Genomic DNA, 14,351 nt, shown 5'->3' on the forward strand with positions numbered 1-14,351 from the left:
GGGGACCTTGGTGCCGAACGCCGGAGCGCCGACCACGACCGCGCAGCCGCGCACCGCCAGCGCGCTGATCGCGTCGCCGAGCACCAGCGCGTTGCCGGTGGTCTCGATGACGCCGTCGGCGCCGTGGCCGCCGGTCAGGTCGGCGAGGGCCGCGGCGAGGCCGGCGCTCCCGGAACCGAGGCCGGAGGTGTCGAGCGTGTCCGTGGCCCCGAGTTGCGCGGCCAACTCCAGCCGATCCGGAACCCGGTCGACGGCGATGATCCGCGTCGCGGGAGTCAACCGCGCGGCCATCACGGCGGACAGGCCGACCGCGCCCGCTCCGGTGACCACGATCGTGGCTCCGGGCCGCGGTCGCAGGACATTGACGACCGCGCCGAATCCGGTCTGCACACCGCAGCCGAGCGGCGCGAGCAGGTCAAGCGGCGCGCCTTCGGGCACGCGCACCAGGCTGCGCTCGTCCACCACGGCGAGGCGGGCGAACGAGGACTGGCCGAAGAAGTGGCTGCCGAGGGCGGCGCCGTCCTTGTGGATTGTCGCCGATCCGTCGGCGCGCGCCCCGCCGAGCAGGTTCAGCGGCAGCCAGGCCAGGCAGTACGCCGGGTGCCCGTCGCGGCAGTTGGCGCAGCGCCCGCACGAGGTGAACGAGAGCAGCACCTGGTCGCCGGGCCGCACGCGGGTGACCGCGGATCCGACCGCCTCGACGATCCCCGCGCCCTCGTGGCCGAGCACGCCCGGCAACGGGAACGGCAGCGCGCCCGCGGCGACGCCCAGGTCGGTGTGGCAGATCCCTGCTGCCGTCACCCGGACGACGACCTCGTCGGGTCTGGGATCGTCGAGTTCGACCTCCGCGAGGGAGAACGGCGCTCCGGCGGTCTCGACGAGGGCGGCGGTGGTGGTTTGCGGCATGGCGGAGAATCCTCCGGGAGGGTGGGGATGTGCAGGGCCGGCAAAGCGGCGGTGCCGGCGAGGTGCGCGGCCGGGCACGTGGCCCGGCCGCGTCCGGTGGTCACTCGACCGGAGTCAGATCCTCGGCGAGGGATTCGGTGCTGATCATCGCCTCGTGGGTGCGTCCGCCGAGGCCGAGCGCGGCCAGCAGCGCCGCGGCCAGCGCGGAGAGGCCGCACACCAGGTAGCCGATGGAGTAGGCGTGGTCGAGGGCGTGGAAGGCGACGTCCTTGAGCGGGTTGAACGGCACGGTCTGACCGTTGGGCAGGGTGACCGCGCCCGGCACCGCGTTGGCGCCGAGCGGCCCGGAGTTCACCGCGCCGATCGCGGCCTCCAGTTGCGGCTTCTGCGCGGCGGGCGCCGAGGCCGCGGAGCCGTTGAAGGCCGTGAGCGCCTTGGACAGCGCGGGGCTGCTGTTGACCTTGTTCGAGATCTCGGCGGCGGCGCGGCTGAGCGCGATCGCGCCGACGACGGCGGGCCCGAGCGTGAAGCCGAAGTCACGCAGCATGCTGGTCGATCCGCTCGCCATACCGGCCAGGTGGTTCGGCACGGTGTTGACCGCGACGGCGGTCACCGAGGACAGCGCGAGCGCGAAGCCGGTGCCGACGAACAGCAGCGGGACGATGACCGGCGCGACGGACAGGTTGCTCGCGGACAGCGAGGTGAGCCAGAAGTCGCCGCCGGCGATCAGCGTGAAGCCGATGCCGAGGGTCCAGCGCGGGTTGTAGTGCTCGAGCACCCGCGAGGTCAGCGGCACCATGAGCAGTGCCATGCCGTTGAGCAGCAGGAAGGCGATCGAGGTCTTGAGCGGGGTGAAACCCTGGATCGCGGAGAGCCGGATGCTGGTCGCGTACGCGGTGCCGAGGTAGGCGAACATGCCGATGACCGTCGCGATCGAGGCGATGGCGAAGGCCCGGTTGGCGAACAGGTCGAGGCGCAGCAGCGGTGCGGCGCCGCGCAGTTCGGCCACCACGAACAGCGCCAGGAACACGGCCGCGATGATGAACCCGGCGATGACGCCGCCGTTGCCCCAACCGCTGGTCGGGCCCTGAATCACCGCGTAGAGCAGGGCGAACATGGCCACCGCGATGGTGATTTGGCCGACCCAGTCCAGGGAGCGGCCGGCCGGGGCGGAGGAGTTGCGCGCCCACTTCGCGGAGACCGCCGTGCTGATCGCAGCCAGCACGATGACCGCGACGAAGGCCCAGCGCCAGCTGGCGAACTCGTCGCTGCCGAAGTGGTACCTGGCGAGCCAGCCGCCGAGCACCGGGGAGACGAAGCCGCCGGAGGAGAGGGCCGCGGCCCAGATCGAGATGGCCCGGGAGCGGTCGCGCGCGGTGTGCGTACCGGCGGCCACCATCGCCAGGCTGGTCGGGAAGATCGCCGCGGCGCCGAGCCCGGAGAGGATCTGGCCGATCCACAGGACCAGCACCCTGGTGCCGGTCGAGCTGGCGGCGCCCGGCGTGAGCACGCTGATGAGCTGGCCGACCATCAGCAGCGCGGTGCCCGACACCAGCAGCCGCTTGCGCCCGAACAGGTCGCCGAGCACGCCGAAGGTCAGCTCAAGCAGGGTGACCGGGACCAGGAAGGCGTCCGAGATCCAGGTCAGCTGCGCCGAGCTGGTGCCCAGGTCCTGCTGGAACAGGCCGTTGAGCACGGCCGGGATGGCCAGCGCGACCTGGGCGACGCACACCGCGATCGCGGCGGCGGCCAGGGTGCCGCGGCTGAGGCGGTGCGTTTGATCGGTTGAGCCTGCGGTGTCGAGTCGCACAGGGGTGGACAACGGTGGCCTCCTGCGTCCGGGTGGGTTGCGTCCTTGGGGCGAGGGTGCCACAAGCAACCCGAGACGTACAGGTTTCCTGATGATTATTTTTCGACAGGCAACCTGATCATCGACGGAGGGGAGGCCCGATCCGGCCGCGCGGCTCAGTGCGGCAGGTGACCGGACAACGCCGCACGGCAGGACAGCAGGCTGGAGCGCAGCTGCAGGATCTGATGATCAGTGAGACCGGCAAGCATCCTGTCCTCCAGCGCCGCGACCTGATCCCGCAGCCGGCACAGCAGCCGGCGCCCCTGCGGGGTCAGCGCGAGCACCAGGCGGCGCCGGTCCTGCTCGTCCCGGTGCCGCTCGATCAGCTCGCGCTCCTGCAGCGCCGCGACCATGTCCGCCATCGCCTGTGCGGTCACGAAGGAGTTGCGCGCGAGCTGCGCGGAGGTGAGGTTCGGATGCCGCTCGAGGACGGTCAGCGCGGTGTACTGCAACGCGGTCAGCCCGGCCGGCCGCGCGATCTCGTCGAGCTCGGCGCGCACCGCCAGTTCAACCTGCTTCATCACGTACAGCAGCGTCGGCTCGCCCTCCGCGGTGGCGCGGGAGAGTTTCGGGCGCGCTTGGCCGTCCGTGTGTGCGGCGCGTGTCGGCACCGGCGTCCTCCGTCGCTCCGGGCGGGGCGGCCCCGCGCTTCGATCGTTACGGCTTCCTGATGACCAACAGCAATCAAGTCTGCCAGGGCGCCGACTCGTCGGCGCACCGAGGTGCCGGGCGCCCGGGCCACTGGGATGCAAGCGCCTGACCGCAGCGGTGCGCGCGCCCGGAGCTCAGTCCGCGGATCTCAGTCCCCGGCGTGCTGATGGGCCACGACGGCCAGCTCCACCCGGGAGGTCAGGTTCAACTTGGCCAGGATGCTGGACACGTGGGACTGCACGGTGCGCCGGGAGATGAACAATCGCGACGCGATGGCGGGATTGGAGTTGCCCTCGGCGACCAGCGCCGCGATCCGGCGCTCGGTCTCGGTCAGCGATTCCCAGCCGCTCTTCGGGCGCAGCAGCCGCGCGCCCTGACCGGTCCGGCGCACGCCTTCCCGGCGCAGCCGCTGCTCCGCGCGCACCAGGTCCCAGCGTGCCTCAAGGCCTTCGTAGAGCTCTGCGGCGGTCGCCAGCTCGGCCCGCGCCTGCGCCAGCCGGCCGTCCCGGGCGAACAGCGCCGCGGCGTTCTCGGCGGCATAGGCCTGATACAGCGGACGCGCCGCGGTGGCATAGTCCTGCTCCGCCTGCCGCATCAGCTCCGGATCGCCGTCCACCAGCGCTCGGCAGAGCCGGGCCGTCGCCCGCATGCTGGGCACCGGTTCGGCGCCGGCCAGCGCTTGCACGTCGTCCGCCAGCGTTCGCCCGCGCTGCGCGTCGCCGAGCGTCGCCGCCAGCCTGGCGATATCAGGGCACACATAATGCAGACCGCGATGCAGGCGCAGCTCGCCCGCCTTCTGCCAGGCCTCGAACAGCAGGTCCAGCGCCGCGAGCGGTTGGTCCTGCGCCTCGTAGACCAGCGCCTCGGCCCACAGCCGCAAGTACCCGTAGAAGGTCTCCCGGCGCACCGGCTCGTCGGTGTGCAGCAGCGCGACGGCCGTCTCCAGCTCACCGCGATGGGCGGCCAGCAGCGCCTGCTGGCTGCGCAGACCCCAGCCGCTGTTCAACCCGCGCGGGCCGAGGGCCTCGGCGGTGTCCAGCCCCGCCTTGATCTCCGCGAGCGCGTCATCCCAGCGTCCGGCCAGGACGTGCACGCCGGCGGCGCCCATCCGGTACCAGGACCAGTAGAAACTGCCGTGCGCCTCAGCCCGCCGGGTGCCCGACTCGAACGCCTCGGCGGCCTGCGCGAGCTGATCGAGCTCGGCCAGGCAGATCGCCCGGTTCAGCTCGTTGCCCGAGGTCCACTCCGGCAGCGCGTCGCGTTCGGCGATCGCCGAACGCGCCTGCTCGACATAGTCGAGCGCCTCCGCGTAGCGCCCGGTCAGGAAGCGCAGGCAGCCCAGATAGCTCAGCCCATAGGCGCGCACCTCACCGTCGTCCACCGCGATCATCCGCTGCGCGGCCGGTTCTTCCGCCGGATCGAGGCCGCCGACGGTGAAGCGGCACTGCATGGCCAGGAACTCGAAGCGCGCGGCCTGCGGCGTGGTAAGCCCGGGCAGCTGCATCGCCTCCTGCGCCTCCGCGCCCGCCAGTCTGACCCGGCCCTGCTGGAAGCAGGCGTGGATGAGCATCTCCCGCAGCGCGACCTCGGCGTCCCGATCCCCGTCCGCGGCAAGGGCGGCGCGTGCGGCCTGCTCGGCCCGGTGCGGTTCGCCGACCCACAGCAGCGCCCGCACCAGTTGGCGCCGGAACACCGCCGAGTGCGGATCCGCGGGATCCACGCGGGCACGCGCCCGCTCCAGCAGTTCGACCGCGGCTCGCGGCGCGCGCACCACGAGCGCATCGGCGGAACCCGCCAGCCAGTCGAGCATGCGCGCGTCGAGGGCGGCGTCGTCTGAGAGGTAGCGCACCACACGCTCGACGGCCGCTCCCGAGTCCGCGAGCGCGTGCGCGGCTTGGATGCGCAGGCCGTCTTGCACTGTCGCGGGCAGGCTCTCGCTCAGTGCCTGCCGGATGAGGTCGTGCCGGAAGACCAGCTCACCGGCGCTGTCGACGAGCAGTCCGGCCCGCACCGCCTCCTCGATCACGGCGTACAGCTCGACCGGGGACTTGCCGAGGATCACCACGAGCTCGCCTACGTTCAGGCCCTCGCCGAGCGCCGCGGCCAGCTGGAGCGTGGTGCGGGCCGGCCGGGGCAGGAAGTCGAGCCGGCGCAGGATGGCCTCGGCCAGGGTCCCGGGCAGTTGCGCCCGTTCGGGCGCGTCGGCGGCGCGGGAGGCCCCGGCGTCGTAGGTCGCCGCGCCGTTTGCGATCCGGATCCAGCCCTCCCGGCTCAGCGCCGCGACGAGTTCGGTGACGTACAGCGGGTTGCCCGCCGCGCCGGCCACCAGGTGCAGCAGCCCGCGGTCGGGCCGGGCGCCGAGCTGCCGCTCCACCAGCTCGGCGACCTGCGGCGTGGGCAGCGGCGCGGGGTGCAGCGCCTGGCCGCCCTGCGCCTCAAGTTCGGTCAGCAGCTGGACCAGGTCCTCGTTCTGCGGCACGGCCCGGGTGGTCAGCGCCAGGGCGAGCGGATGGTGGTGGGCCATCACGCCGATGCGGCGCAACGCCAGCAGGCTCGGCCGGTCGGCCCACTGCGCGTCGTCGAGCAGGATCGCCACCGGACCGGCGGCGCACCACTCGTCCACCGCGTTGAGGATCGTCTCGATGATGACCAGTTCCCGATACGGCGCCGAGGACGCGTCGTCGCTCTGGTCGGCCCGCAGCACCTCGCCGACGCGCACCGCGGCGCCGAGCGGGTTGGGTCCGTCTATCCCGAGGCAGGACGCGATCGCGGCGAACGGCAGGCCCGCCTCCAGCTGCCGGGCCGAGCCGCGTAGCACCTGGAAGCCGCGCTCGCGTCCCTCCTGGTCGAACGCGTCAAGCAGGGCGCTCTTGCCGATGCCGGGCTCGCCGACGATCCACAGGGCGCCGCCGTGGCCGCGCTCGCCGTTCTGAATCAGCGTTCGAATACTGCGGAGCTCGCGTTCCCTCCCGGCCAACGGTGCCAGCGTCATGGGATCAAGCGTAAGTCGTCACCGTGTCAAGGCGCGCGGAATCGGCGCGAAAACTGTGGCGGCGCGCCGCGATGCGGCGAGCGGTCTTCGCGCTATGCGATGTGGCCGGCGGCAGGGTGAGCCGGGGAACGGGGCTGCGTTGCTTTAGGCGACGGCTGAGACGCGGGGAGTCCGTCTCAGACGTCGGCCTTCACAACGCACCAGACCACCTTGCCGCCGGTCGGCGGCAGGTAATAACCCTGTTCCTCGCTCAGGCTCGCGACCAGCATCAGGCCGCGTCCGCGCTCGGTGTCGTTGAACCCGATCCCGTCAAACGCCTCGTCGTATGCCGCCTCCTGCAGTGGGTCCTGGTCGAATGCCGCCGGGGAGAGCGCGGCCGGGTCAAGGGAGTCTGTGTCGAACGTGTCCGCGCCGAACGTGTCCGCGTTGAGCGGTTCTGTGCCGAATGCGTCCGCGCCGAACGCGGCCGGGCCGAACGTTCCTTCCGCACGCCGCGGCGGGAGGATCGCTGCGTCGAAGACCTCGATGAGTACTGCGCCGGGCTCGTCGCGCAGGTTCAGGCAGAGTTGCCCGCCGCATTGGGCGCAGCGCGCCGGGGATGCGGTCGCCGTGGCGGCGGACAGGCCGTGCACCAGGGCGTTGGTCACCAGCTCGGAGATCAGCAGACTTACGTCATCGGCGGTGTCCGGGTGCAGACCCCGGGCGTGGAGCAGTTCGACGGCGCGCCTGCGGGCCCATCCCGCCGCTACCGGCACGGCCGGCAGCGGCACGTGGTCGTCGGGGCGCTCCGCGGTCGTGGTGGCCAGGCCGGCGGGCCTCGCGCCAGGTCCCGGTCGGCGCGGGCGCAGCCAGGGATCAGCCGGTTCGAGCATTGTCATCGCCGCCCGGAGGCGGTGGGTCTGTACATCGCGATCGGCTCCACTAGTTCGGTATGCCGTCGCCGCCGGCCGGCACGGTCCACACGGAGGTGGCCGCCGTGATCGACGGCTGGACCGTAGTCCGGCGGCGGCGACGGCAGGCTTCAGAACTACCGGAGGCGCGCAACGCCGTCATCCGCCACATGGCGGAGATTGGCTCCAGCGCAGGCCGCCCGCTCGCGACGGCGCGGAATCCGGCGGCGATATCCGCCAGGTGGCGGATGACGATGCCCGGCCGGAGGCGCGAATGTGGGGACCGCCGTCGCTACCGCGACAGTCCACCGGCCGCGACCACGGTTGGACCGCCGCGGTGGCGGCGGATCGATTCGCGGATCACCTTGCACGATGCACGATGCGTTACCGCACAACCGCACAACCGCACAATCGCAACACAGCACGATGCACTACCGCACAACGCACCACTGCACCATGTGTTACCGCACAATGCAGTACTGCAACATCGCACGGAGCACTACCGCACAATGCAGTACCGCAACACAGCACGATGCACTACCGCACAATCGCACTCTCGCACGGTGCGTTGTCGCACTCTCGCACGACAGTGGCGGCGGCCGGGCTTCCGGCCGCCGCCACCGTGCTGTTCAAACCGCGGCAGGGTCATCCATGGAAGCTGGATGGGTTGTAACACTTATTGGTGCTGGAGTTGTACAGCGGAGTGGTGTCCACCGGCTCGTTGCTCGGCGGGTTGACGATCACCGAGGCCGAGTCCTGAGTGAGGTCGTCCTCGCAGGAGATCACCTTGCTGGAGTTGCCGCCCTTGCCGCCGATCCACAGGTCGATGTGGTACAGCTTCGGACCGCCGTCCGGGCCGTGACCCGTCCAGTCCTGGTCACACTCGACGCAGTCGTCTTCCATGATGAAGTAACGGTGCAGGTAGGGGTAGTAGACCTTGGTCCCGATGGCCAGTTCGGACTTGTCCGTGGCGTACGTGATCGGGTTCGAATACGTGCCGACGCCGCCGGCCGAGTTGTGGATGGTGTGGTTGCCGTCGCTCTTCGGGTAGGCGATGTCGGCTCCGGGCGGGGAGTTGTCCGGCCAGCCGTAGAGGGTGACCAGGAAGTGGCGCGTGGTGCTGGCCTGAGCCGAGGTGGCGGACGCGAACAGGCCGAACCCGGCCAGCGCGACCGCGAGCAGGCCGCCGATCAGCGCCGTCAGGCGCGTCTTGGTCAGTCGCATGGTGGGTAAGTCTCTCCTCTTGTTCGTTGGGTCGTACGTTCCCTTCCAGCCGTGCGCCGCCGGAGTGGCCGCCTTATGGGCGTCCGATCAAGTTAGTCAACTTTCCTAACTAACGTTGGGCAGGGTACGGCGGGCAGTGACAGGGGTCAAGGGTTCCGGCGGAAGTTGTCCGGCCTCGATCGGAGGTGGCTGATCGGAGGTGGCTGATCGGAGGTGGCCGATCGGCTGGGGGCGCGACGCGCTGATGGCCCGCTCGGAGTGCCGAACGGGCCATCAGCGCGCGAAGGATCCTCAGCTAGCGCATCGACACGCTGATGCCCGCTCGGGTGCCGGACAGGCCATCAGCTCGCATCAGGGTCCTTAGTTGGCGCGTCGATACGCTGATGCTCGCTCGGAGGCCGAACGGGCCTATCAGCTCGCGCACGTGTCCTCAGTGCCGCGTGAACGGCTCGAATGTGTGGCTGAACTGCCAAGTGCTCTGCGCGATCCCCGAGCAGCTGTCACTGCCCGCCGTACCGACGCAGCCGCCGTTGTCCCGCTCCAGCGCCCAGAACGAGAGCTCGGCGATACCGGTCGACCGCGCCCAATGCTCGACCATCGCCGCGTCGGCGGTGGTGAAGATCTCCGGCGGGCCGAAGTCGTCGATGCCGAGCATCTCGGTGATGCCGAGCATGTGCCAGAGCTCCGTCTCGCCCTTGTGCGGGTAGACCGTGCGCAGCTGCTGGATCACGGCCTTGGCTGCGGTGATCGTGTCCTGGCCCATCTCGTGCGGCGCGTTGTCGTAGTAGTCAAACGTCATGATATTGACGATGTCGATCCGGGCGTGGTTCGTGACCGCGTTCTGCAGGATGCTGATTCCGTCGGGCACGTCGAGTCCGGTCATGTTGGTGCCGATCGTGTACACGAACTGCACGGTGCGGCCGTGGCACGCTGCCCACTGCTCGACGAGCCGGATCGCCTTGTTGCGGCGGTCGATCCCGGCCGGGTTGGTCTGCGAGTTGTCCTCGACGTCGAAGTCGAGCCGGGTGACGCCGTAGGTGGTGATGACCTTCTCGTAGTCGGCCGCGATCTTCGCCACGTCGGTGCAGCTGTCGGCGATCTCCTCGCCCGCGTGGTCGGCGCTGTAGCCGCCGAAGGACGGGATCACGTCGCCGCCCGCCGCGCGCATCCGCGCGATCGCCGCGCCGTATGTCGACCAGGCGATCGGGGTCGCGGCGTTGCCATTCCAGTCAAGGTCGCACGAGCCGGGAGCCGGGGTCTGGATGAACGCGAGGGTCAGGTACTTCGCGCCGGACTCAGCGGAGAGCACGGCCGGATCGTCGGTGGTGTAGCCCTCGAAGTAGGGCGCGAAGATATGCCGCGGCAGTGGCCGAGCTGTGCTGTGGTCGCGGTCGAGCCCGCCAGCGGCCGCGGACGCGCCGGTCGACAGTGACGACGACGCCGAGGCGGGCGAGTGCGCCGATGCGGAGGCCGGCATCATCGCTCCCGTCGCGACGAGGGCACAGGCCGCGAGGGCCGTACCCATCCATCGAACTTTGGTCATCGCTCGCTCCTTCGCCGGCAGGGACTGCCGACGCTTCGCCGTTAAGTTAGGAAAGTTGTCTAACCGATCGCGAAGATAGGGCGGCGCCAGGACGGCGTCAAGGGCTGGAGCGGGGGGACGGAGCCGGCTCGTGTCAGGGCGCTAAGGGAGCTGAGTGATCGGGTGCGGAGGCGTTCGAGGCGGTGGGGTCGGGCTGTGCGGGCGCGGTCGAGGAGCTGAGTGATCGGGTGCGGGTGGTGGCGGAGGCGTGCGAGTCGGCGGGGCCGACTCGCATCGGGTATCAGGGAGCTGGGCTATTGGACGCTGCGTGAGCGGCGTGGGCCTAGAAGCTGCGCGGGTTTCCGCCGGGCTGGGCGCGGCGCAGTTCGGCGCACATGATGCGGCCGAGGCGGCGGGTCTCGCGACGGTTGGCGAGTGCTCCGGCGGCGGCGCCGCTGAGCAGCGGTCCGAGCGAGAGGACGCTGCGGCCGGCGCGGCGGGCCAGGCGGCGGGAGAGCCGCCTGCGCAGCGCCGGACCCACCGCGAGCACCAGGTTTCCGGGGGCGAGCACGACGCCGCGCCGGTCCGCCCAGGCGGCCGTGTACGCGGTCATCCGGTCCACGGCCGTGCCCGGCGCGCGCAGGCCGTACACCTCGTGCAACTCGGCGATCAGCTTGATCTCGATTCCCGCGACGGCCAGCGTCTCGGCCGCCACCTCGACCGCGAACAGCGGGGCGATCGGCAGCAACGCCCACACGCCCACCGCTGCGCCCACCGTCGCGCTGGCCTTGGTCGCGCCGTCGATTAGCGCGTCGGCCAATTGGTCCGGTGAACGCCCGGGGAACTGTGCGCGCAGGGTCGCCAGGTCGCGCACGGGGAGGCGTGGTGCAACTGCCAAGACCTCGTCGGCCATGCGCTGCCCGAAGGAGCGCACGCCATATGCGCGGTCTTGGCCGTGCCGCTGCCGGCGAAGGACGCCGGCGAGCGTGGAAACGAGTCGGCCGGAGCGTTGCTGCGTCGGATCACCGCGCACGATTTCCCCGACGATGGCGGCGATGTCGCGGCCGCTCTTCGCCGAGTTGGCGGTTGGCTCGGTGTCCTTGTCCGCGTCGTGTCGGTGTAGGTCCATGGGACCGGAGTACCCGCGCGCGCGGGATGGACACGGTTTGTCTGTGGACGGAGTGTTCAGCAGTCGTGGTCGCGGGACTCGCGGTGCAGGATGCGTGCGGCGTGGCCGACGAGTCGTCGCGGAGTACGGCGGGCGCGGGACACCGTGACGCAGTCCCGGCAGGCGGTCAGTGCGGGAGAGGCGAAGGCCAGGCAGCAGGTGTCGCGCCAGACGGTGTCGTCCTCGCCGACTCCGGCGAGACCCGGCACCGGAAGCAGCGCGGTGAAGCGGTTGGCGTCGGCGGCCGCGGTGACGGAGATGTCGGCGAAGGCGTAGGCGAACGCGGCTGCGGCCTGGCCCCACAGCGCCCGCTCGCTGATCTTCTTGGCCGCGGTCGTCTGGCGCAGCATCGGGACTAAGTGCTCTTCGATCAGCGTACTGCGAAGGAAGTCGAGCTGGCGTTCCTCGTCGGCGAGCACTACCGCGCCGTCCGACCTGCGCGCGGCGTGGGTGGGCAGTACGGCCGTGGTGGGGCGCCGCAGTCCGATGGAGATGTACGGCTGTTCGGGCAGGAGCTGGAACAGCACGTTGTCCGCCGAGAGCAGCGGCACTTCGCGGGCCATGGTCCAGGCCGCGGCCAGCGGTTGGGCGAGACGGTAGGTGTAAGTCTTCCAGGCCAACGTCACGGCGGCGTGCGGGGGAGCGGCCCAGAGCCGGTAGGGCAGCTCGAATAGCACGTCAAGGCATGTGCCGCTGGTCAGCTCGGTGGCGGGAATCCAATTGCCCGGATCGGAGACGATCAGGGAATTGACGATGAACTGTGGCCTGGTATCGCAGCTTAATGATTCAGGGGGGTAAGGCGGCTGGATCGGCATGGCCCCGTACACGCGCGCCGCACCGGATCGGTTCACCGACGGAGGCTCATCTCAGGTCCGCCACAGACCCGGTTAACTTGCCATACGCACCGTTGAACCGCAGCGTCGTGCGCATCGTGCCACCCCTACACGAGTCACAGGCGAAGCCGCCTTCTTCGCCCTCGTACTCCTCGGAGGCACGTTGCCATCCATGCTTTTTAGCGCTGGTCCTTGCCCGGGACCCGCGCCTCTTGCCCTCAGTCAAAGCTGCCTTGCCCTCCTAGACGCGATCCGCCGGAAATCGGATGCAGGCGTTGCCCCGCAGGTCTTCGGCGCGGCGACGTCGGTTGCCGGACCCGCCGCCAAGCAGGGGAGGCCCGGTCTCATGGAGGAAAGATGCTGACCGAGACCGTCCGCGCGGTGCGGCCGGCCGGATCGGGAGCCTGCCTCGCACGTACCGCGCCGCGCACCGATCTCGGCGCCGGACCCGAGCCGTCCCTGGCGGCCGACGGCGTCACCATCGGCAACCTTCTGCGTTGCTGGGTGCGCGAGCGGGCGATCCCGGAGCCGGCGGACCGGATACTTCGGCTGACGCTGGCGAACTCCGAGGTGCGTATAGAGGTGCCGGTCACGTACTGGTCGCCGGTCGGCTGGCACCGGTTCGGCCCGGCCCGGATGATCGACACAGGGCACGTCGATTCGGCGCATACCGGCGACCGTTACGCGGACGACCAGCACTGGGGTCCTGGCGTGGATCCGGTGCACAAGCCAGTGGACCCAGCCACGCTCGCCGCCGTGCTGGCGCTCGAAGTGATCGGCGACGGCCGGCAGGACACGGTCGCGCAACTGGTCGGGCGGGTCGCCTACTCGGCCGCGAACACGGCCCGCTTTCTGGCCGAGCGGTGGAACCGGCCCGGCGATCCGCTGGGCACGACGCCTTTCCTGTCCAGCGAGCAGGCGCTCATCACCGGCTACCCGCTGCACCCGTCGCCCAAGAGCCGCGACGAGCTGACCTCGGCGGAACTTGGGGCCTACTCGCCGGAACTGCGCGGCCGCTTCCCGCTGCACTGGTTCGCCGCCTCGCCGGAACTGGTGACGGGCGACAGCGCGCGGTCCGAGCGCGCCGAGGCAGTCATCGCCGCGATCGCCGGCACCGACCTCGACGTTCCGGACGGCATGGTGCCGATTCCAGCCCATCCGTGGCAGGCCGGTGTGCTGCTCGGCAATCCCTCGATCCAGGCCATGCTCAGCACCGGGATGCTGCGCGATCTGGGTCCGGCGGGCCAGATGTGGCACCCGACGTCGTCGTTGCGGACCGTATACCGGTCTGACAACCCTCTGATGCTCACCCTCCCGCTCACGTTGCGAACCAGCGGTGTGGACCAGGAAGGCACGCGCGCGCAGTTGAAACGCGGCGTGGAAATGCATCGAATTCTCGAGGCGGGGCTTGGCGCCGAACTGGCCGCCGCGCACCCCGGGTTCGAATTCGTGCGCGACCAGGCCTGGCTCGCCGTCGACGTGGCCGGCGCCGAGAACTTGCCCAGCGGGCTTGAAGTGTCGCTGCGCGAGAACCCTTTTGGCCCGGGCAATCTGGTGCATTGCCTGGCCGGCCTGGTCGCCGAGCGCCCGGGCGCCGATCCGTCGCTGCTCGCCTGCTTTGTCAAGGGGCTGTCGGTGCGCTCGCGCCGGCGGGTGCACGAGGTGGCGCGCGAGTGGTTCGGCAGATATCTGGACGCGGTGGTGGAGCCGATTCTCTGGCTGTATGCCGAGCACGGCATCGCGCTGGACGCCCATCAGCAGAACACGCTCGTGGCCGTGAACGCGGGCGGCTGGCCGGTCGGCGGCCGATACCGCGGTGATCAGGGGCCGTACTTCGCCGCGTCGCGGGCCGAGCGGTTGTCGCAGTGGGTGCCGGGGGCGGGACGGGAGAGTGGGGCGATCGTCGCCGACGACGTCGCGGATGAACGCCTGGGCTACCGGCTCGGCGTCGAGAACCTGCTCGGTCTGATCGGGGCGTTCGGGTCGCAGCGCCTGGCCGACGAACTGGTGCTCCTCGACGATCTTCGCGGCTTCCTGATCCGGTTCGCGCGTCGCGGCAGGGCGGTGCCGCAGCCGGTGACCGCGCTGCTGGAGGCGGACACGCTGCGGTGCGAGGCGAACCTGCTGACCGGAATCGGCGGCCCGGGAACCGGAGCGCGGGACGCGGCGGCGCTCGCCGAACCGATCTACATCGACATTCCCAACCCGCTGGCGCGATGCGGTGGGCGGTGACGCCTGCTCGACGATCCGGCCGGTCGCGAGTCCGGCCGCTCAAGCAAGCTGCTGACTGAAAAGCAGGCAGGAGAGTTCCATGTC

10 protein-coding genes are annotated in these 14,351 nt (G+C 70.7%); 1 reads left to right on the forward strand and 9 read right to left on the reverse strand.

What is annotated here, in order from left to right:
- The 9 genes from VFB40_RS02160 to VFB40_RS02200 all read right to left on the reverse strand — a co-directional run.
- Nucleotides 1-906, reverse strand: a 906-nt coding sequence (locus VFB40_RS02160; RefSeq protein WP_324847541.1) for an NAD(P)-dependent alcohol dehydrogenase, incomplete at its 3' end; no start/stop codon positions are given.
- A gap of 100 nt (nucleotides 907-1,006) precedes the next feature.
- Nucleotides 1,007-2,728 carry an MFS transporter gene (locus tag VFB40_RS02165; RefSeq protein ID WP_324847542.1) on the reverse strand — a complete coding sequence of 574 codons (1,722 nt, stop codon included), beginning with the start codon at nucleotides 2,726-2,728 and terminating at the stop codon, nucleotides 1,007-1,009.
- Nucleotides 2,729-2,871: 143 nt separating this feature from the next.
- Nucleotides 2,872-3,276, reverse strand: a complete 405-nt coding sequence (locus VFB40_RS02170; RefSeq protein ID WP_349261306.1) for a MarR family winged helix-turn-helix transcriptional regulator — start codon at nucleotides 3,274-3,276, stop codon at nucleotides 2,872-2,874.
- Nucleotides 3,277-3,554: 278 nt separating this feature from the next.
- Nucleotides 3,555-6,398, reverse strand: a complete 2,844-nt coding sequence (locus VFB40_RS02175) for an ATP-binding protein (RefSeq protein WP_324847544.1) — start codon at nucleotides 6,396-6,398, stop codon at nucleotides 3,555-3,557.
- A 176-nt stretch (nucleotides 6,399-6,574) separates the two neighbouring features.
- Entirely contained in the window at nucleotides 6,575-7,270 is a 696-nt protein-coding gene (locus VFB40_RS02180; RefSeq protein ID WP_324847545.1) for an ATP-binding protein, read from the reverse strand.
- Between the two features lie 663 nt (nucleotides 7,271-7,933).
- The gene (locus VFB40_RS02185; RefSeq protein ID WP_324847546.1) at nucleotides 7,934-8,512 is read right to left on the reverse strand and encodes a hypothetical protein; all 579 of its coding nucleotides are present in this window, start codon (nucleotides 8,510-8,512) and stop codon (nucleotides 7,934-7,936) included.
- Between the two features lie 430 nt (nucleotides 8,513-8,942).
- Nucleotides 8,943-10,055, reverse strand: a complete 1,113-nt coding sequence (locus VFB40_RS02190; protein ID WP_324847547.1) for a chitinase — start codon at nucleotides 10,053-10,055, stop codon at nucleotides 8,943-8,945.
- Between the two features lie 322 nt (nucleotides 10,056-10,377).
- Entirely contained in the window at nucleotides 10,378-11,163 is a 786-nt protein-coding gene (locus tag VFB40_RS02195; RefSeq protein WP_324847548.1) for a hypothetical protein, read from the reverse strand.
- A 56-nt stretch (nucleotides 11,164-11,219) separates the two neighbouring features.
- Nucleotides 11,220-12,053, reverse strand: coding sequence for an IucA/IucC family C-terminal-domain containing protein (locus VFB40_RS02200; RefSeq protein ID WP_324847549.1), 834 nt, complete (start codon nucleotides 12,051-12,053; stop codon nucleotides 11,220-11,222).
- Between the two features lie 693 nt (nucleotides 12,054-12,746).
- Between VFB40_RS02200 and VFB40_RS02205 the strand changes: the two genes are divergently transcribed.
- Entirely contained in the window at nucleotides 12,747-14,267 is a 1,521-nt protein-coding gene (locus VFB40_RS02205; RefSeq protein WP_324847550.1) for an IucA/IucC family protein, read from the forward strand.
- The last annotated feature ends 84 nt before the right edge of the window (nucleotides 14,268-14,351 follow it).

Source organism: Actinocrinis sp. (genome assembly GCF_035650855.1).
Classification (GTDB): domain Bacteria; phylum Actinomycetota; class Actinomycetes; order Streptomycetales; family Catenulisporaceae; genus Actinocrinis.